At 67.7% G+C, this 17393-nt stretch carries 13 protein-coding genes; 9 read left to right on the forward strand and 4 right to left on the reverse strand.

Going from position 1 to position 17393, the window contains the following annotated elements; translation table 11 throughout:
• The first annotated feature begins 44 nt into the window (after positions 1–44).
• The 3 genes from DB354_RS16540 to DB354_RS16550 all read left to right on the forward strand — a co-directional run bounded on the left by DB354_RS16540 (position 45) and on the right by DB354_RS16550 (position 2730).
• Positions 45–914, forward strand: a complete 870-nt coding sequence (locus tag DB354_RS16540; RefSeq protein WP_158277576.1) for an HDOD domain-containing protein — start codon at positions 45–47, stop codon at positions 912–914.
• A gap of 144 nt (positions 915–1058) precedes the next feature.
• Entirely contained in the window at positions 1059–1811 is a 753-nt protein-coding gene (locus tag DB354_RS16545) for a hypothetical protein (RefSeq protein WP_107836755.1), read from the forward strand.
• Between the two features lie 94 nt (positions 1812–1905).
• Complete coding sequence (locus DB354_RS16550) at positions 1906–2730, forward strand: HDOD domain-containing protein (RefSeq protein ID WP_233256667.1); 825 nt, start codon at positions 1906–1908, stop codon at positions 2728–2730.
• A 21-nt stretch (positions 2731–2751) separates the two neighbouring features.
• Here the strand turns inward: DB354_RS16550 and DB354_RS16555 are convergent, their stop codons facing one another.
• Positions 2752–5766: a proline dehydrogenase family protein gene (locus DB354_RS16555; protein ID WP_107836757.1), complete on the reverse strand. Its 3015-nt coding sequence runs from the start codon at positions 5764–5766 to the stop codon at positions 2752–2754.
• A 330-nt stretch (positions 5767–6096) separates the two neighbouring features.
• Between DB354_RS16555 and DB354_RS16560 the strand changes: the two genes are divergently transcribed.
• The 4 genes from DB354_RS16560 to purE all read left to right on the forward strand — a co-directional run bounded on the left by DB354_RS16560 (position 6097) and on the right by purE (position 10963).
• Positions 6097–7890 carry a sigma-70 family RNA polymerase sigma factor gene (locus DB354_RS16560; RefSeq protein ID WP_158277577.1) on the forward strand — a complete coding sequence of 598 codons (1794 nt, stop codon included), beginning with the start codon at positions 6097–6099 and terminating at the stop codon, positions 7888–7890.
• 21 nt (positions 7891–7911) lie between these two features.
• Entirely contained in the window at positions 7912–8376 is a 465-nt protein-coding gene (locus tag DB354_RS16565) for a hypothetical protein (RefSeq protein ID WP_107836759.1), read from the forward strand.
• A gap of 2 nt (positions 8377–8378) precedes the next feature.
• The gene (locus DB354_RS16570; RefSeq protein WP_107836760.1) at positions 8379–10319 is read left to right on the forward strand and encodes an RDD family protein; all 1941 of its coding nucleotides are present in this window, start codon (positions 8379–8381) and stop codon (positions 10317–10319) included.
• 152 nt (positions 10320–10471) lie between these two features.
• Positions 10472–10963, forward strand: a complete 492-nt coding sequence (purE, locus tag DB354_RS16575; RefSeq protein ID WP_107836761.1) for a 5-(carboxyamino)imidazole ribonucleotide mutase — start codon at positions 10472–10474, stop codon at positions 10961–10963.
• 64 nt (positions 10964–11027) lie between these two features.
• Here purE and DB354_RS16580 read toward each other — a convergent pair whose 3' ends face one another.
• From DB354_RS16580 to DB354_RS16590, 3 genes are read right to left on the reverse strand one after another with little or no spacing between them, the layout of a single operon-like run.
• A complete protein-coding gene (locus tag DB354_RS16580) occupies positions 11028–11501 on the reverse strand; it encodes a nuclear transport factor 2 family protein (protein ID WP_107836762.1) in 474 nt (157 codons plus the stop codon).
• Entirely contained in the window at positions 11461–12138 is a 678-nt protein-coding gene (locus DB354_RS16585) for a nucleotidyltransferase family protein (protein WP_107836763.1), read from the reverse strand. Before DB354_RS16585 ends, DB354_RS16580 begins: the two co-directional genes overlap by 41 nt.
• 6 nt (positions 12139–12144) lie before the next feature.
• On the reverse strand, positions 12145–13155 hold the full coding sequence (locus tag DB354_RS16590) for an XdhC/CoxI family protein (RefSeq protein WP_107836764.1): 1011 nt from the start codon (positions 13153–13155) through the stop codon (positions 12145–12147).
• A gap of 85 nt (positions 13156–13240) precedes the next feature.
• Between DB354_RS16590 and DB354_RS16595 the strand changes: the two genes are divergently transcribed.
• Both DB354_RS16595 and DB354_RS16600 read left to right on the forward strand, forming a co-directional pair.
• Positions 13241–14311, forward strand: coding sequence for a TonB-dependent receptor (locus DB354_RS16595; RefSeq protein WP_158277578.1), 1071 nt, complete (start codon positions 13241–13243; stop codon positions 14309–14311).
• Positions 14312–14489: 178 nt separating this feature from the next.
• Complete coding sequence (locus DB354_RS16600) at positions 14490–17126, forward strand: TonB-dependent receptor (protein WP_107836766.1); 2637 nt, start codon at positions 14490–14492, stop codon at positions 17124–17126.
• Positions 17127–17393 lie beyond the last annotated feature (267 nt).

Below are 17393 nucleotides of genomic sequence, written 5' to 3' on the forward strand. Positions count from 1 at the left end.
TTGGGGCCCTTTACATCGCGGGGTTTCTGGCGATGCTCGCCGCGATGTCCGTCGATCTCGCGCTGACTCGCGACCACATCCTGGATCACGCCCACTCGCTGCCTGCCGCCCCGCGGGTGATGGCGTCGCTTTGCGACCTGCTGCAGGACATCAACACCGACCTCGATCAGATCGCCTACGTTATCCGGGCCGATCCGGCGCTGGGCGCGCGGGTGATCCGCATCAGCAACAGCGTGGTGTACGGCGGCGACTGGCAGGTGGCCTCGATCGACGAGGCGGTGAACCGCGTGGGCTTCGAGGAGGTGCTGCGACTCGTCGGCACCGCGAGCGTCGCCGGCTTTGTCGACCGCTCGCTGATGACGTACCACCTCGAGGCCGAGCACGTCCGGGCCTCGCTGCTCCTGCACGCGCTGGCGAGCGAGTCGCTGGCCCGCCGGGCCGGCATCGACCCGCGGACGGCGTACACCGCAGGCCTGCTGCGCGCGCTCGGCATGATGGTGATCGACCGCGCGGCGCGCGGCCGACTCGCGCCGGCGCGGACGTATGACAATCGTGAACACGCCACCTACCTCGACTGGGAGGTGGCCCGCTTCGGCGTGGGCGCGCCGGACGTGACCCGCATGATCCTCGACGAATGGCGCTTCCCGGACCCGATCGTGAACGCGATTGCGCTGCACCTGCTCCACGACGAGACGGCGGAGGCGGATCCCTTTGCCGCCCTGCTCAATGTCGCCGGCGCGATCGTGAATGCCGCGAGTCTCGCGCTGCCCGGCGAGACCCGGCATTGGGAGCTGACGCCGCGAAAGCTGCAGGCCGCGCGGCTCACGGAGTCGCAGTGGCGCGCCGCTTTGGATGAGGCGCTGACGCGTTTCGGCCGGCAGCGCGCGGGGCTGGTGCTCAGCCTGCCGCGCTGATGCAAGCCGGCGGCGACGGTGCGCATCGTGGCGGCGGGCAGGTTGCGCGCGGTTGCACCGTGTCTTCAGGCGTCAACGTTCTTGCCCTCCGGCTGGTTGCCGATGCCTGCTGAACCCGCATCCGCTCCTGCTGTCTTTCGCGCCATGCTCCGATGGTTCCTCTGCTCGCTGGGTCTGCTGACGACGCTCGTGGCCGCAAAGGCGGCGGGCGGGCCGCCGGAGGCCGCGCTGTTGCAGGAGGCGGTGGAGAGGTGGCTGGGCGAGCGGGATCAGTGGGCGTTCACGCAACGGGCGGTCGAGTACGATCCGCAGGGCCGCTACGAACGGCTCGAGCGGTTCGATCCTTCGCGGCGCGGCCAGGAGCGCTGGCAACTGCTGGCGGTGAACGGGCGCGAGCCGACTCCGGCCCAGTGGCGCGAGTGGGCGGACCGCAAGTTCCGCCGGCCGCCGCGGCGCATCGACACCGCGCTGAGCGAGTACTTCGACTTCTCGGCCGCGACGGTGGTGGCGCAGACGCCGCAGCGCGTGCGCTTCAACGTGCCGCTACGGCGCGACAAGAACTGGATCTTCCCCGTCGACAAGGTGGGGGTCAGAGTGACGGTGAACCGGGACACGCGGGCGCTGGAGCAACTCAGCGCGCACGTGCGCGAGCCGTTTCGCATCCTGCTGGGGGTCGCGCGCATCACCGACGGCGAACTCAACCTCGATTTCACGCTGCCGGGCGCCGCGGGGACCGAGGCGCCCGGCCGGCCCAGCGGCGAGGTGCGGGTCAGCGCATTCCGGCTCGGCGAGCGGGTGGACTACACCTGGACCGAGTTTGAGCGGGTGACGCCTTTCCGCGAGCCTCGACCGGGCCGGCGGCGGGCGGCGATGCAGGAAGCGGACGGCGAGCCCTAGAACACTGCGGCAGGGCGGGCGCCGGCTTGGTGTTTTTTTTACCTTAGGGCGGACTACGGGGTGACGAAGGAAGGCTTTACTTCTTCGTATGCCGATGACCCGCGAACAGTACCTCGCCTTGGGCAATAAACTTGCACCGGCGGCGGCTACCTTGGCGCGACTCAGAAACCTGCTGCTTGATCCGGACACGGCGATGGACGAGATCCTGCGGCTGGTCCGGCTCGATCCGGCGCTGACGTACCACGTGGTGCGCATGAGCAACAGCGTGCTGTTTGGCCTGCGCGAGCGCACCGACTCCCTCGACATCGCGGTCGCGCGCGTCGGGTTGAGTGAGGTCTTCCGGTTGGTCGGCTTGGCGGCGGTGCAACAGGTCTGCCAAAACGACCTGTTGCGGTATCGACTGAAGGCGGTGCGCATCTGGGAGAACGCCGTGGCGACAGCGGCAGCGGCGGAAGTTCTGGCCGGCCGGGCCGGGCGTGATCCCGGGCTGGCGTACACCGCGGGCCTGATGCGTACGATCGGCCGCGTGGTGTTGGACGCCGTGCCGGTCGAGGAAACCTATCCTGGCGAGGCGGAGTGGCCGTCCGTGGCGGACTGGGAAATAAAGGTCTTTGGCACCACCGCGACGGAGGTGACCACGCAGTTGCTGGAGTACTGGCGGTTCCCGGGCGACGTGATCGAGTCGATCGACGCGCACTTCGATCCGCTGGCGAGTTCGAGTTCGAACGTCGGGGCGTGCGTGCTGAACCTGGCGTGCGGCGTGTCGGCCCGCTTCGGGCTGGATCTGCCGGGCGAGAGTGGAAACTGGATTTGCACGCCGGCGAAGCTGACGCTGGCCGGCGTGAGCGAAGCGGATCTCGAGGACTGTGCGACCCGCGCGCGCGCGCACTACGTGCTATTGTGCGCGAGCGTGGTGTGAGCCGCGCGACCACGCGGGCCGCTATTCGCCGGCCTCGGGCGGCGTGAAGCCGCGGCGCATGACATTCTCGGCGATGACACGCGGAAACAGGAAGTTCTCCAGGTAACCGCGGCCGCCGGCCTTGGTGCCGCCGCCGCTGAGCTTGAAGCCGCCAAACGGATGCCGCGCCACGATCGCGCCCGTGATGCCGCGGTTGAGGTACACGTTGCCCACGAGCAGCTCCTGGCGGGCGCGTTCGAGGGCCCGCGGACTCCGGGAGAACAGGCCGCCGGTCAGCGCGTAATCGCCGGCGTTGGCGAGCGCGAACGCGGCGTCGAGGTCGCGGGCGCGCAGGATCGCCACCACCGGACCGAAGATCTCCTCGCGCGCGATGAAGGCCTCAGGCGCGACGTCGATGAATACGGTGGGCGGCACGTAATAGCCGCCGCTTGCGGTGAGCGCGGGCGGAAGCTTGGCCTGGAACGCGAGCCGCGCCTCCTTCGTGCCCTGCGCAATGGCGCCGAGAATCTTGTCCCGCGCCTCGGCGTCGATGACGGGGCCGACGACCGTGCCGGGGGCCGACGGATCGCCGACCGGCACGCTGCCGCACGCGGCGACGAAGCGTTCGACGAACGCGGGATAGACTTCGTCGAGCACGATCAGCCGCGAGAGGGCGGAGCACTTCTGCCCGCTGAAGCCGAAGGCGCTGTAGAGCGCGGCGGGAATCGCCTCATCGAGGTCGGCATCGTTGTCGATGATGAGCGCGTTCTTGCCGCCCATCTCGCAGACGACCTTCTTGAGGTTTGCCTGCCCCGGCGGCGTGCGCCCGGCTGTCTCCCAGATGCGACTGCCTACCGCCCGTGAGCCGGTAAACGCGATGAAGTCCACCTGGGGGTGCGCCACGAGGTGCGCGCCGACGTCCTCGCCATAGCCGGGGAGGAAGTTGACGGCGCCCGCCGGGATGCCGGCCTCGAGCAGAAGGTCCGTGAGCGCCGCCGCGATGAGCGACGTCTGCTCCGCGGGCTTGAGAATGACGGTGTTGCCGGCCACCAGCGGTGCGACGGCCAGGCCGGTGAGGATGGCGAGGGGGAAGTTCCACGGGGCAATCACGACGCCCACGCCGCGCGGCGTGTAAACCTGCACGTTGTGTTCGCCGGGCACGCGCTGGGTGATGTGTGGCGCATCGAGCCGGCGCATCTCGGCGGCGTAGAAGCGGCAGAAGTCGATGGCCTCGCTGATGTCGGCGTCGGCCTCGATCCAGGGCTTCCCGGCTTCAAGCACCTCGAGCGCGTTGAACTCGAAGCGACGGGTGGACATGAGATCGGCGACGCGCTCGAGGCGCTCGGCGCGGGCGGCGACACCGAGGGCGCGCCAGGCGGGGAACGCGGCGCGGGCGGCGGTGACGGCGGCGTCGGCATCGGCCGGCGTGGCGCGCGCCCAGTATCCGACAATCTGCGCCGGGCGCGCCGGGTTGACGGAGGGAATCCATTCGCGGTCGCTGACGCGGCGCGAGCCGATGACCAGCGGGCAGCGGCGGCCGAGGTGGGCGGAGAGTGCGGCGAGCGCAGCCCGCTGCTGTTCGCGGTTCGGGGCGAGACCAAAGTCGCGGTTGGGCTCGTTGGCAAACGACGCCGCGGGGGCGGCTGCGGCCGAGGACGACGGGCGGGCGGGGACGCTCGCGACGAGGTCGGCGGGGTTGGCGAGGAGCTGCTCGCGCGAGGCTTCGCCGAGATTCTTCAGGCGGAGGAAGCCCTCGTTGCTGGTGTTCTCGAGCAGGCGGCGAACGAGGTAGGCCATGCCGGGCAGGAGTTCGCCGATGGCGCAGTACTCGCGCACGCGGTGGCCGGTTTCGATCCAGGCCCGCTTGAGTTCGTCGGCCATGCCGAAGAGCGCCTGGAACTCGTACGCGCGCGGGTCGATGCCGCGGCGCTCGGCCTGGGCGATGGCGTGGGCGGAGGAACGGACGTTGTGCGTGGCGAATGCCGGAGAGATGAGACCGATGTGATCGAGGAGGACGTTCGTCAGCTTCTCGTAGTTCGCGTCGGACTCGGCCTTGCGCGACCACACGGGGACGGGCCAGCCGCGCTGTTGGGCGAGGACGGTCTCGTAATCCCAGTATGCGCCCTTCACGAGCCGGACGCCGATGGGGTGCTGGTGGCGCCGAGCCCAGGCGATGAGTTCGTGCAGGTCGCGTTCGCAGTCGCGCAGGTAGGCCTGCAGGGCGATGCCGACCTGGGCGGTGGAACCGGTCGGGGTGAATTCCGGCTCTTCGAGAATGGATCGAAACAGGGCGAGCGTGAGGTCCTTCAGCTTGTAGCTCTCCATGTCGAAGTTCACGAACGCGCCGACCTCGCGGGCGCGCCGCAGGATGGGTCGGAGCCGCTGCTTCAGCGCGGCGAGGGAGGATTCCGGGTCGGCCGGGTGCACGTCGGGCGTGAGCGCGGAGATTTTGACGGAGAGGTTGAGCCGCGGGAGCGGGCCCGCGGGGCCGAGATCGCTGAAACCGGGCTGTGGCTCGCGCGCGAGGGCGGCGGCGACCGTGTTGAGGACGTCGAGATTGCGCGCGAGGAAGACGTCGGCTTCGGCCTCGCTCACGACGGTTTCGCCGAGGAGATCGATGGTGGTGGCGATGCCCTGCCGGGTGTTGGCGCGCAGACGGGCAACGAGTTCCTCGGGCGTGGCGCCGGCGACGAACTGGGCCGCCATCGCACCGACGTTGGCCTTCACCGGGCCCGCGACGAGGGCGGGGGCGAAGGAGGAGACCGCGAGCCCGGCCTTCATGGCGGGGTTCAGCTCCACGGCTTTGTCGCCGAGGTACTCCTGCAGGTGGCGGACAATTTCGGCGCTGGATTTGAGCGCGGGCAGCACGTCGACGAAGCGGAAGAGCTGGGCCTTGAAGGCGGGGTCCTTCATCGACCAGTCCATCACGCGGGCGTACGCGCCCTTTTTGGAAAAGATGCCGGGGGACGGAAACGCGTCCATCGCGGTGAACAGCTGCAGGCCGATCTCGCGCACGCGGTCTTCAACCGTCGCCTGGACGGTGGGGGAAGAAGCCATGGTGTGGGTGGGTTGGGCGGGACTCTCGCCGCCGGGGGCTGAAGTCGCAAGGGTGCGGCATTAGGCCGTTCGGGTGAAATCCAAGGCTGAAGAAACGAACGCTGAAAGCTGAAGGGGCCCGGCCGATCGACGGAATCGGCCGGCCGGGCGGCGGACGGCGCGAGGGTCGCGGTTTGGCGCTGCGGGGCGCACGGAGACTGCAGGCCACCCTGGCTGGACGGTGCAAACGTATGCGCGCCACGCATAAGCCTGGGGCCGGGCGGAGGTTGGCGGTGTCGCCGGCCTTGCGTTCGCCGCGGGGTCGACATGATGGGGTCGCCGATTTTGCGAATGGCCACCTTTCGCGAGAGAATCCTCGAAGTTGCGAGGACCCTACCCCCTGCGCCCCGTGTTTTTGCGGAGCTGGACCGGCTATTGCGCGACGCCAACAGCGGCCTTGATGAGATCGCGGCGTTGATCAAACGGGATGCGACCCTGGTGGGGCACGTGATTCGCGTGAGCAACAGCACTGTGTACGGCGGCGAGCAGCCGACGGGATCGGTCGAGGAAGCGGTGGTGCGGGTCGGCTTCCAAGAAGTGTTCCGCATCGTGGGCCAGGTGGCGATGTCGCGCCTGGCGGAGCGCCCACTGCGAGCGTACGGCGTGGATGCCGACCGGCTGCGCGAACTGATGCTGCACACGGCCTTTCTCTGCGAGCACCTGGCGACGGAGTGCGGCATCGATCCGCGGAGCGCGTACACCGCCGGGCTCATGCGCCCGCTGGGCTTGCTGATCCTTGATCGGCTGGCGGACCGGCACGGTCACCTCGAGGTCTACAACCCGGCCGAGCACGAGGATTACGAGGAGTGGGAAGGGCGGGTGTTTGGTCTCTCCAGCGCGGAGGTGGCGGCGCTGGTCCTCGACTCGTGGAGTTTTCCCCAGGATATCGTCCAGGCCATTCGCGCGCAGTATCTCGTCCGCTCGGAGGACCTGACCCTGCGTTTTGCCTGCCTGCTGAACCTGGCGAGCGGTGTGGCGGCCGAGCAGGGGCAGGGGCTTCCTGGCGAGCTGTGCCACTGGACCGGGCAGGCGTGGAAGCTGGAGACGCTTGGCCTGACGGAGACGCGCTTCAACGTGGCGGTGGCGCGTGCGCAGGATGCCTATGCGGCGTTTCGCGGCCGTCTGCTACCGGAGGATGGAAGCCAGAAGCCGGAAGCCGGAGGCCAGAGGCCGGAAGCGGGAGGCCAGAAGACAGATGTCGGAGATCAGATGTCAGAGGTCAGAAGCCGGAAACCGGAGGCCGGAAGCCGGAGGCCGGACGACGGAAACGAGAGGCCGGAGGGCGGAAGTCAGAGACCGGAAACCGAAGGGCGGGCGCTGGTGGCGGAACTGCCGGCCGCAGGCTTGGCGAAGGTGGAAGCTTCGGCGATTCAGGTGGATCCGCAGGCCCTGCCGGAAAACCGCAACTTTGCCACGGGGCCGCGTGTTCTCGGAACGAACGATGGACCGCCTGTGCAATCATCAACCGCCGCCCCCGCCGAGCTCTCCCAGCCGGAAACGACCGAGCCTGTCGTGGCGGCGGTGAGCCCGCCCGCCGACGACTTCACTACGTTCATGCGCAACTACCAGGACATGGTTTACTCGACCGCCGCACGCGTCACCGGCAATGACGCGCAGGCCGAGGACATTGCCCAGGAGGTGTTCCTGAAGGCGTACGAGAACTTCGACCAGTTGCGGCAGAGCCCGACGGCGGGAGGCTGGCTCAAGACCGTCGCGACCAATCTCTCGATCAACCACCTCTCGCGGTATCGGAACCGGTGGCGCTTCTTCTCGGAGTTCCGCCGCTCCAGCGATGCAGGCGACGAGGACGAGGCGCCGATGGAGTTTGCCGCGCCGGACAATTTCTTCGCGAACCTTGATGCTGCCGACCGGCGTGAGCTCGTTGATCGCGCGCTGGCGCAGTTGCCGGAACACCAGCGGGTGCCGCTGGTGCTCTACCATTTCGAGGACATGCCGTACGATGAGATCGCGCGCAAACTGCGCGTCAGCCTCGCCAAGGTGAAAACCGACATCCTCCGCGCGCGCGCCGCCCTCGCGAAGATCCTCCAGCGCAGCGGCACGGCGCACGAGCAACCCAGCTACTGAATTTTCCATCCTTTCCCCGCCATGAATCCCCAGGACCAACAGAAACTCGAACAATGGGTGAACCGCGCCGTCCGCGATCTGCCGTCGCGCCGGGCGCCGCGTTCGCTTGAGGAACGGGTGCTGGCCGAGTTGTCGCGTCGCGCGGCGCTGCCGTGGTGGCGCAAGAGCTTCGCGAGCTGGCCGCTGGGCGCGAAGCTCGTGTTCATTGCCGTCAGTGCCGGCGTCGCCGGGCTGTGGCTGTTCGCCACGCATTGGGCCACGCTCGCCACCACGGCGGTGCAAACCAAGGCCGCCTCGTTGCCGGCGCTCCAGGCCGCGCAGACGGCGGGTCGGTTGTTCAGTACGGTCGGCGAATTCGGCCACACGGTCGTCAGCAGCATTCCTCCCCTTTGGCTGTATGGCGGGGCCGCCGTGATCGTCGGCCTGTATCTGGCGCTCTTCGGTTTGGGCGCCGCGGCCTACCGCACCCTCTACGCTTCATCTTAATCATGAAAACGTCTTTGCGCCTGCTGCTTCTCTCCGCGTTCACCTGCGCCGGCCTGGTGACGTTTGCGGCTCCGGCGGAACCGGCGGTGCCACCCTCGCCGGACCAGCCGGCCGCGGCCGCTCCCGCCCCGTCGGCCACCGCGTCGACCGACAGCGCGGCGGTCGTACCGGACGCCAGTGCGCCCCCCGCCGCTCCAGTCGCACCTGCCGCTGCCGCCGCCCCCGCGGCGCCGGTCGAGACGGAGGCAAAACCGGATAGCGGCCAAAGCGCCGGTGGTGAGTTGCGCCGGCTGGACACCGCCGCCACCGAGGCGACGGACGCCGCGGCGACTCCGGCCAGTTCTGCGAAGTCGCAGGAAAAGGTGACGGTGCGCTCGTCGCGCCCGCCTCGCACTGGCTCGTCCCGGGTGATGATTTTCGAGAACGCGACGCTCTCCAAGGGCGAGAACGCCGACGCGGTCGTTGCGCTGATGGGCAATGCGACTGCCGACGGTGACGTCGCGGACGCCGTCGTGGCCGTGATGGGCAATGCGCGGGCCACGGGCACGGTGGGCGATTCGGTCGTCGCGGTGATGGGCAACGTGTACGTCGACGGCAAGGTGCGCGACGTCGTGGCTGTGCTTGGCAACGTGGAACTTGGGCCAAATGCCGAGGTGCGCGGCGATGTCGTTAGCGTGGCAGGGCGGGTGAAGCGCGACCCCAAGGCGGTGGTGCGCGGCTCGGTGCCCGCGATCGGGCTGCCCTTTGGCGTCGGGAGCGCGGGCGGCTTCGGCGACTATCTCAATGCCTGCCTGTTGAAGGGGCGGTTCCTGGCGTTTGCTCCCGGGCTGGGCTGGGCGTGGGGCGTCGCCGCCATCTTCCTGGCGTTCTATATCGTGCTCGCGCTGCTCTTCCGCGGCGGCATGGAAAAATCGGTGCAGACGCTCGAGACGCGCCCCGGTGGGTCGATCCTGGCGGCACTCCTGACGCTGCTCCTGACGCCGGTGCTTATCCTCCTGCTGATCATCACGGTGGTTGGCATCGCCGTGGTGCCGTTCGTCGGCATCGCCCTGCTGCTCGCCACCCTGTTCGGCAAGGCGGTGATGATTGGCTGGCTGGGCCGGCGGATCACGCGGCTCTTCGCGCAGGAAGGACCGATGGCACATCCGGCCTTCGCGGTGCTCGTGGGCGGCGTGATCGTGATGCTGCTCTATACCGTGCCGGTGCTTGCCTTCATCACGCACAAATTACTCGGGGTGATGGGGCTGGGGGTCGTGGTCTACACCCTGATGCTGGCCTCCAAGCGCGAGAAGCAGTCACGGCCCGTGACGCCGGCTCCCGCATTTGCGGGTGGGGTGACGCCGCCGGCGGCGCCTGCGAGCAGCGCGGGGTTGGTTGGCGCCGCCATGGCGACGCCGGCTGACCCTGCGGACATTGGCGCGCAGCCTGCGGCGGCGGTCGCGCCTGAGTTGGGAGCGACTCCGTTTGCCGAGTCGGCCGTACCGCCGGTCATGCCGGTGCCGACGGTGGCCGGGGTGCCGCCGCGCGTGCTGCTGGCGAGCCTGCCGCGGGCCGGGTTCTGGATTCGCACGGGCGCGATGGCGATCGATGCGATGCTCGTCTGGGTGATTCTCATGCTCTTCCTCGGCATCTTCCCCGATCGCTGGGACCTGCACGTCTTCCCGCTCTTCCTGCCGGCGCTCGCGGCCTATGGCGCGGCGTTGTGGAAGCTGCGCGGCACGACGATCGGTGGCATCATCTGCGGGCTGCGGGTGGTGCGCGTGGACAACCGGCCGATCGACTGGGCAACGGCTGTCGTGCGGGCGCTCGGCTGCTTCGTGTCGCTCCTGATCGTCGGGCTCGGCTTCATCTGGGTCGCGATCGATGACGAGCGGCAGTCCTGGCACGACAAGATCGCCGGGACCACCGTGGTGCTCTCCCGCGAAAACATGGCATTGGTGTAGCGCCGGGCTGCGTCCGGGCCGTTTCCGACCGAGGTCGGAACGATCCCGGACGGGCTTCGCGCCAGGACCAGAGAGGGCGCCGGCCGAAATTGGCCGGCGTTCGTGTTTTCGTTTGCCGAGGGCGCGGCTTCTTTTCCTAGTTTCCGCCTCCTATGGCCACCCCCACACCTGTCGTTGGAATCATCATGGGCAGCACGTCCGACTGGGAGACGATGCAGCACTGTGCGAAGACCCTGGATCAGCTTGGCGTTGCGTACGAGAAGCGCGTGATCAGCGCGCACCGCACGCCGCAGCTCGCTTTCGAATGGTGCGGCGGCGCGCGGGACCGCGGGCTGAAGGTGATCATCGCGGCGGCGGGCGGCGCGGCGCACCTTGCGGGCGTCGCGGCGGCGCTCACGCCGTTGCCCGTGCTGGGCGTGCCGATGGAGTCGGCCTCGCTCAAGGGCCTCGATTCGCTCCTTTCGATGGTGCAGATGCCGGGCGGGGTGCCGGTGGGCACCTTCGCGATCGGCAAGCCAGGCGCGATCAACGCGGCGCTGTTTGCCGTGGCCATCCTGGCGCTCGCCGACCCGAACGCGAAGCAGGCGATCGACGAGTACCGCGCGACGCAGAGCCGCAAAGTGGCCGAAGCGACGCTGCCCTGAGCGGGCGCGCATCCGGAAAGCGGTGACGGCCAGGGCCGTCACCGATCCCGTGCCAGGGGACGGCTTATTTGGTTGGCCGGTCAGGCGCGCCGTGGTCCATCACGTAGCGCCACGACCCATCGGGCTGCCGTTTCCAGATGGTGAGGAAAAAGCCGCCGCGGACGGAGTCCTGGCCGTCGGGACCCGGCAGCCGCGACTCGTACCGCCCGTAGTCGTAGCCGAGCGTGCCATCGTCGGACACGTCGACGAACAGCGCGGACCAGGAAAGGCGGAGCCCGGGCGGTGAATTCTTGAGGTGTTCGCGGACGGCGGCGGGGCCGCGCCATTGGCGCGGGTCGGTGGCGACGAACGCGACGTCGGGGGCGGCGAAATGTTCGAAGGCGGCGAGGAGACCTTTTTCCTGCGCCATGGCGGAGAAGGCGGCCTCGGTGGCGGCGATCTCCGCCTTGAGCTTTTCCTTGTCGGGTTTATCGGCCGCGGCGGCGAGGACGGCGGCGCTAAGCACCGCGAGGAGGAGACTGAGGGAGCGGAATTTCATGTGGGGAAGGGGGAGTGCCAGCGTGACTGGCGTAGTCGGCGGGGGAATCGAGGTCGACCGCGAGCTCCGGCAGATCGACGGTGGCGACGGGGAACGTGTCGCCCTGAAGCAGGGGCCGGGCACCCTCTTCGCCCGTGAGCGCGGCCAGGGCGGGGAAGTGTTCCCGCAGGAACAGGGCGGGCGCGCCGCGGCGGTTGGCGTAGCGGGCCGCGACGATGGTGCGACCGGTGGTCCGGTGGGCGGTGATCAGCTGGACGACCGTCGTGGAGGAAAACGCGGGCTGGTCGCAAAGCGCGATCACGACGGCGTCCATCATCCGCGAAAACTGCTGGAGCGCGGTGATCCCGGCGCGGATGGACGAGGCCATGCCCTCGGGCCAGGCGGGGTTCTCCACGGTGAGGACGGGCAGGTGGGCCAGGGCAGGGCGGATCTGTTCGGCATGCGCCCCGAGGACGACGATCACGGGCCAGACGGGCGCGCCGAGGGCGGACTCGACGGTGCGGACCAGGAGCGGTTTGCCCTCGATGGGCAGGAGTTGCTTGGGGGAGCCCATGCGCGTCGACGCGCCGGCGGCGAGGATGATCGCGCCGACCCGGGGCGGGCGGGCGGATGGGGCAGCAGGGTCCGGTCTGCTCATGGCAGGCTAATGGATCGAGAGGCGGACGGACTCCGGGGTGGCGAACACCTGATGCAGCGGCGCGGCACTGCGCTGGGCAAGGCAGGCCTGGATCTCGGCGACGATGGCGAGCGCAACCTGTTCCGGGCCGTCGGCGCCGAGGTCGAGTCCGATGGGGGCGTGCAGCCGGGCGCGGTCGGCGGAGGAAAGCGTGAGGCCGCCAGCGGCGAGATCGGCGAGGATGCGGTCCGCGCGCTTCCGGGGACCGAGCAGTCCGAGATAGGCGAGCGGGCGGGGGAGAAGCGCGCGCAGCAGGGGCAGGTCGTGGACGTAGTGGTGGGTCATCACGACAACCAGCGAGTGGGCGTCGAGGCCGGCCGCGTCGGCGAGCTGATCGGGCGGCTGCACGACCAGGCGAGCGGCCGACGGAAAGCGGGCGGGGGAGGCAAAGGTGGCGCGCGGGTCGGCGACGATTGTTTCCCAGCCAAGTTCGGTGGCGAAGCGGACGAGCGGCTGGGCGTCGTCACCCGCCCCGAACACGACCAGCCGAACCGGGGGCGGGACGAGTTGCACGAAGACATTGGCGGAGCTGACGGCGTCGGCGGCGGTGAGGGCGGTGCCGAGGGCGTGCGGATCGTCGTGGCGGTGGGTGATGGCCAGGTGCGTCGGCCGACGCGCGGTGAAGTTGTCGGCCAGCGCGACGGCCCAGGCGGGGCGCTCGGGCAGAGGCTCGATCAGAAGGCGGACCACGCCCTGGCAGCCGAGTCCGACGCCCCAGACGATATCGTTCTCGGACGTCGTGTCGTACACGACGGTGTCGGGTTCGCGGCGGGTCAGGACGCGTTGGGCGCGCTCGATCACGTCCTGCTCGAGACAGCCGCCGCTGATGGAGCCGACGTGCGTGCCATCGGCGAGGAGCAGAAGCCGGGCGCCCGGCCGGCGGTACGAGGACCCCGTGACGCTGACGAGGGTGGCAAGGGCGGCGGGTTGCGCGCGACCGCGGATGAGGGCGCCGACGATGGCTTGGATCTCTTTCACGGGAAGCGAGGCAAGTTCGCAGGGGCGGGGGGCGGGTGTCGAGGAAGCGATACGGGGTGCAGCCGGAGGCAAATCGGAGGGCAAGTTGACTGACCAGCTGTTCGGCCCCAGTGACGTCGGCTTCACGCCTGAGGTGAACCTGCTGCCCCATGGTGCGGCTGATACGCCGGACAACTACGTCGTCGGGCAGGGCCAGATCCGCGGCGGCTCGAATCCCGAGCTGAAGCCGGCTCGCTCCAAGGCGTACACGGTCGGCGTGATCTGGTCGCCCAAGGCGCACCGCGGGTTCTCGGCCGAACTGACGTACTGGAAGGTGAAGGAAAAGGACGTCGTCGGCGTCATCGCGGCGCAGACCATCCTGCAGTCGGTGGAGGACCTCGGCCCGAATTCGCCGTACATCCGCAATCTTCCGAACGGCCAGCCCAACCCGGCCTACACTGGCAATCGGGCCAGCGCGGTGTCGTACGACGTCCGCGTCGAGGGCTTCGGAGACGACGGCACGCCGATCACCGCTCCGGGCCAGGTCGCGAACAATATCGACTCGGTCTATATGACCCGGCCGCTGGTGAACATCGCGACGCAGGACGCCTCCGGCTTCGATTTCACGCTCAAGCACAAGTTCGAGCAGGGCGCGTACAAGTTTCACCTGTCGTCCAACTTTGCCTACTGGAAGGATTACACCTTCGACGGCGAGAAGCTGGCAGGACGTGCGACGGTCACGGCGGGCACGATTCCGCGCTGGTCCAACTATACGCTCCTCACCGTGAGCCGCGGCGGCTGGCAGGGCTTCATCGGCAACCGCTACATCCCGAAGACCTTTGCCCCGGATGAGACGGCCTCGGGCAAGACCCACGCCGAGGCGTACGACTCCGTCGACGTCGGCATCGGGTACATGTTCAGCGATCGCGGCCCGCGGTTCCTGCGGGGGATGAAGATCTCCTTCAGCGCTGAGAACCTCACACAACACGAAGCCGCCGCTGCTGCCGGACACGTTTTCGGAGTCCAACGCGGACATCGCGACGTACGATCCGATCGGCCGGAAGTACCTCGTGAAGGTCGACTGGAAGTTCTGATTGGAGTGACACGCCGTCCTGCAAGACGGTGGCGGACGAGGCGGCCGGCCCAGGGGTCGGCCGCCCTATTTTGGGGGTGGTAAAGCGGCAAATTCGGACCGTCCCGTCACAGGTAAACGCGAATCAGAGGCGGCGATACGCTGGCGGTTGGCGGGGAAATTTACGATTGCTTCGCCGGGCGGCGTTCCTGTGTGATGATCGGTCCAATTGACTTGACCGACGGAGACGTCGGCCCGGTTTGTCCAACACACACTACGAACTATGAACAAGTCGCTGCTGCAGGCCGCGTCGTCGGCATTGCGTTTGACTGCGTTATTCGGACTGACGGTCGGAATTGCGTCCGCCCAGTCGAGCTCCACTCAGAACCAGACCAAGAAGGACGAGCCTCAGAAGCTCGAGGCCTATGAGGTCACCGGTTCCCGTATCAAGCGGATCGATTCGGAAGGCCCGAATCCGGTTGCCGCGTTCACCCAGGAAGACCTGACGATTTCCGGCTACGGCACGGTGGGCGAGGCCCTCCGCAGCATGCCGATGGTCAGTGGCTCTTCGCTGATGCCGAATGGCTCGAACAACAGCTTCACCCCCGGTGCTTCGACCGTGAACATGCGCGGTCTGGGCAACAACAACGTGCTGGTGCTCCTCAACGGCCGCCGCGCGGCTCCGCTGAGCAGCCCGGGCTTCAACGGCCTGCAGACGGTGTTCGACCTCGACAGCATTCCGGCCGGCGCCGTGGAGGCGATCGAAGTCCTCAAGGACGGTGGTTCCGCCATCTACGGTTCGGACGCGGTTTCCGGCGTCATCAACGTCAAGTTGAAGAAGAACTACAGCGGCCTGACCACGAACGTCGAAATCGGCAACACGGTGAAGACGGATTCGCTCGAGAAGTCCTTCTCGGTGGTCGCCGGCGCTTCCGATGCGAAGAACTCGATCGTGGCGGTGGTGGACTGGAAGGAGCGCAATTCCATCAAGGATCACGACTACAACTTCTCCAGCCAGGCGAACACGACCGCGCTGGGCGGCGATGACTTCCGCAGCTATGCGGGTTTCCCCGCCTTGGCGTATGTCCCGAGCCTCGGCGACTACTACACTCTCGCTGCCCCGAAGGCTAACCCGACGCGCAATGACTTCGTGGTCGCCGATGTCAGCCACGGTACCTACAACTTCCAGAACGTGACGGATCTCGCTCCGGCGACGCGGAAGTACGGCTTCTACACCCGCGGCCGGCACGACTTTAACCCGAACATCTACGCCTTCACGGAGGTTTCGTTCCGCCGCACGCGGACGACGATCGACGCCGCTCCGGCCCCGGTTTTCAGCTACAGCGAGAATGGCACGGGCCCGAACACCGGCGCCCTGACCATTCCGAGCTGGAATCCGAACAATCCATTCGGCGAAAACCTCGAGGACGAGTGGTATGCCCGTCTGGTCAGCGCGGGTAACCGCATCAACGACGTCACCTCCGACTCGCCCCGCGTGCTCGTGGGCCTTGGCGGCGAGATCCCTGGCAGCAACAACTGGACCTGGGAGTCGGGCTACGTCTACAGCTCGAACGAGACCTCGAATCTGAATCGCGGCACCGTGTTCGATGACCTGTACCAGAAGGCGCTGAACGGCGTCACGATCGGCGGCACCACCCTCTATGCCAACCCGTTTGGCCCCGAGGACCCGCGCGTGACCGCCTATTACACGCACGAGAATCCCAATAGTTCGGAGTTCGAGCTTCGCACCTGGGACATCAGCGCGAGCGGTGATCTCTTCCAGCTCCCGGCGGGCGCGGTCGGCCTCGCGGTCGGCGGCGAAGTTCGCACCGAGGACTTCAAGAACATCCGTTCCAAGGACGAGATCGCCGGCAACGTGATCGGTGGCTCCGAGGGCGCCTCCGTTTGGGGCACCCGTCGCGTGAACGCGGCCTATGCCGAAATCAGCGTCCCGATCGTCAAGGGCCTCCAGGCTCAGGTCGCCGGCCGCACCGAGCACTACAGTGACTTTGGCAGCGCCACCAAGCCCAAGGTCGCCGTGTCCTATCGTCCGACGCCCTGGCTGCTCCTCCGTACGTCCTTCGGCCAGTCCTTCCTCGCGCCGAATCTGTCGTACCTCTACACGAGCCAGGTCACGCAGTTCTCCAGCTCGAGCCTGAAGGATCCGAAGCGGCCGAATGACGCCCCGCGCCAGATCCAGACCAAGTCCGGCGGCAACCCGGCCCTGCAGCCGGAAGAGACGGACACGATCTACGCCGGCGTGCAGTTTGAGCCGACGCTGCCCGCGCTGAAGGGCCTCTCGGTCTCGATCGACGCCTTCCAGTTCAAGCAGACCCAGCTGATCTCCCAGCTTGGCGAGTCGTTCATCCTCAAGAACGAGGACACCCTCCCGGGCAAGGTCATCCGCAACGCTCCCGCCGCCGGCGAGACGTACGGCACGATCAACTACATCATCGATACGTACGACAATATCGACGAGCAGACCTACCGCGGTGTCGACGTCGAGGTGGCCTATGACTTCAAGACGAGCCGTCTCGGCCGCTTCCGCTTCGTGGCGTCCGGCACATACCTGTCTGAGTTCAAGCTGAACTCGACGGACTACGCCGGCACCTACAACCAGCCCCGCTGGCGCAGCGTGTTCTCGACGACCTGGAGCAAGGGCAACTGGTCGGCCGCCGTGTACGCAAACTACATCGGCACCTTCGAGAACTACAACGAGGTCGGCGACATGTCCTCGCAGATCATCATCAACCCGCAGGTGAGCTACACCGGCTTCGGCCGCACCAAGATCACCCTGGGCGCTCGCAACGTGTTTGATCGCAACCCGCCGTTCGACTCCTCTGCGTCCACGGGCTGGGATTCGGATATCCACGAGTCCGAGAAGCAGTTCGTCTACCTGCGCGTTTCGAAGGACTGGTAAGCGGTAGTCACTAGTTAACTACCAGCCAAAGACTTGAATCAGGGCCCCGGCCAACCGCCGGGGCCCTTTTTTGTGCCGAAATCCCGGGATTTTCCCGGGATCGAATCGGAAAAGGAATGGATCCTGCATCAGGGGGCCGCAAACCGAAGGGTTCCGCCATCCGGTGTAAATTCCGAGTAATTCAATATTGCTTATTCGGGAGAAGCCCGTGTGTCATAACCCGGTCCAACCAACCCCCAGCTGGTGTAACCACCCGCTGGCTACGCA

It is taken from the genome of Opitutus sp. ER46 (assembly GCF_003054705.1).
In the GTDB taxonomy this organism is placed as follows: domain Bacteria; phylum Verrucomicrobiota; class Verrucomicrobiia; order Opitutales; family Opitutaceae; genus ER46.

Coding starts and splice junctions, on each gene's coding strand:
- DB354_RS16540 (WP_158277576.1), top strand. CDS start 45: ATGTCCGTCGATCTCGCGCTGACTCGCGACCACATCCTGGATCACGCC.
- DB354_RS16545 (WP_107836755.1), top strand. CDS start 1,059: ATGCTCCGATGGTTCCTCTGCTCGCTGGGTCTGCTGACGACGCTCGTG.
- DB354_RS16550 (WP_233256667.1), top strand. CDS start 1,906: ATGACCCGCGAACAGTACCTCGCCTTGGGCAATAAACTTGCACCGGCG.
- DB354_RS16555 (WP_107836757.1), bottom strand. CDS start 5,766: ATGGCTTCTTCCCCCACCGTCCAGGCGACGGTTGAAGACCGCGTGCGC.
- DB354_RS16560 (WP_158277577.1), top strand. CDS start 6,097: ATGGCCACCTTTCGCGAGAGAATCCTCGAAGTTGCGAGGACCCTACCC.
- DB354_RS16565 (WP_107836759.1), top strand. CDS start 7,912: ATGAATCCCCAGGACCAACAGAAACTCGAACAATGGGTGAACCGCGCC.
- DB354_RS16570 (WP_107836760.1), top strand. CDS start 8,379: ATGAAAACGTCTTTGCGCCTGCTGCTTCTCTCCGCGTTCACCTGCGCC.
- purE (WP_107836761.1), top strand. CDS start 10,472: ATGGCCACCCCCACACCTGTCGTTGGAATCATCATGGGCAGCACGTCC.
- DB354_RS16580 (WP_107836762.1), bottom strand. CDS start 11,501: ATGAAATTCCGCTCCCTCAGTCTCCTCCTCGCGGTGCTTAGCGCCGCC.
- DB354_RS16585 (WP_107836763.1), bottom strand. CDS start 12,138: ATGAGCAGACCGGACCCTGCTGCCCCATCCGCCCGCCCGCCCCGGGTC.
- DB354_RS16600 (WP_107836766.1), top strand. CDS start 14,490: ATGAACAAGTCGCTGCTGCAGGCCGCGTCGTCGGCATTGCGTTTGACT.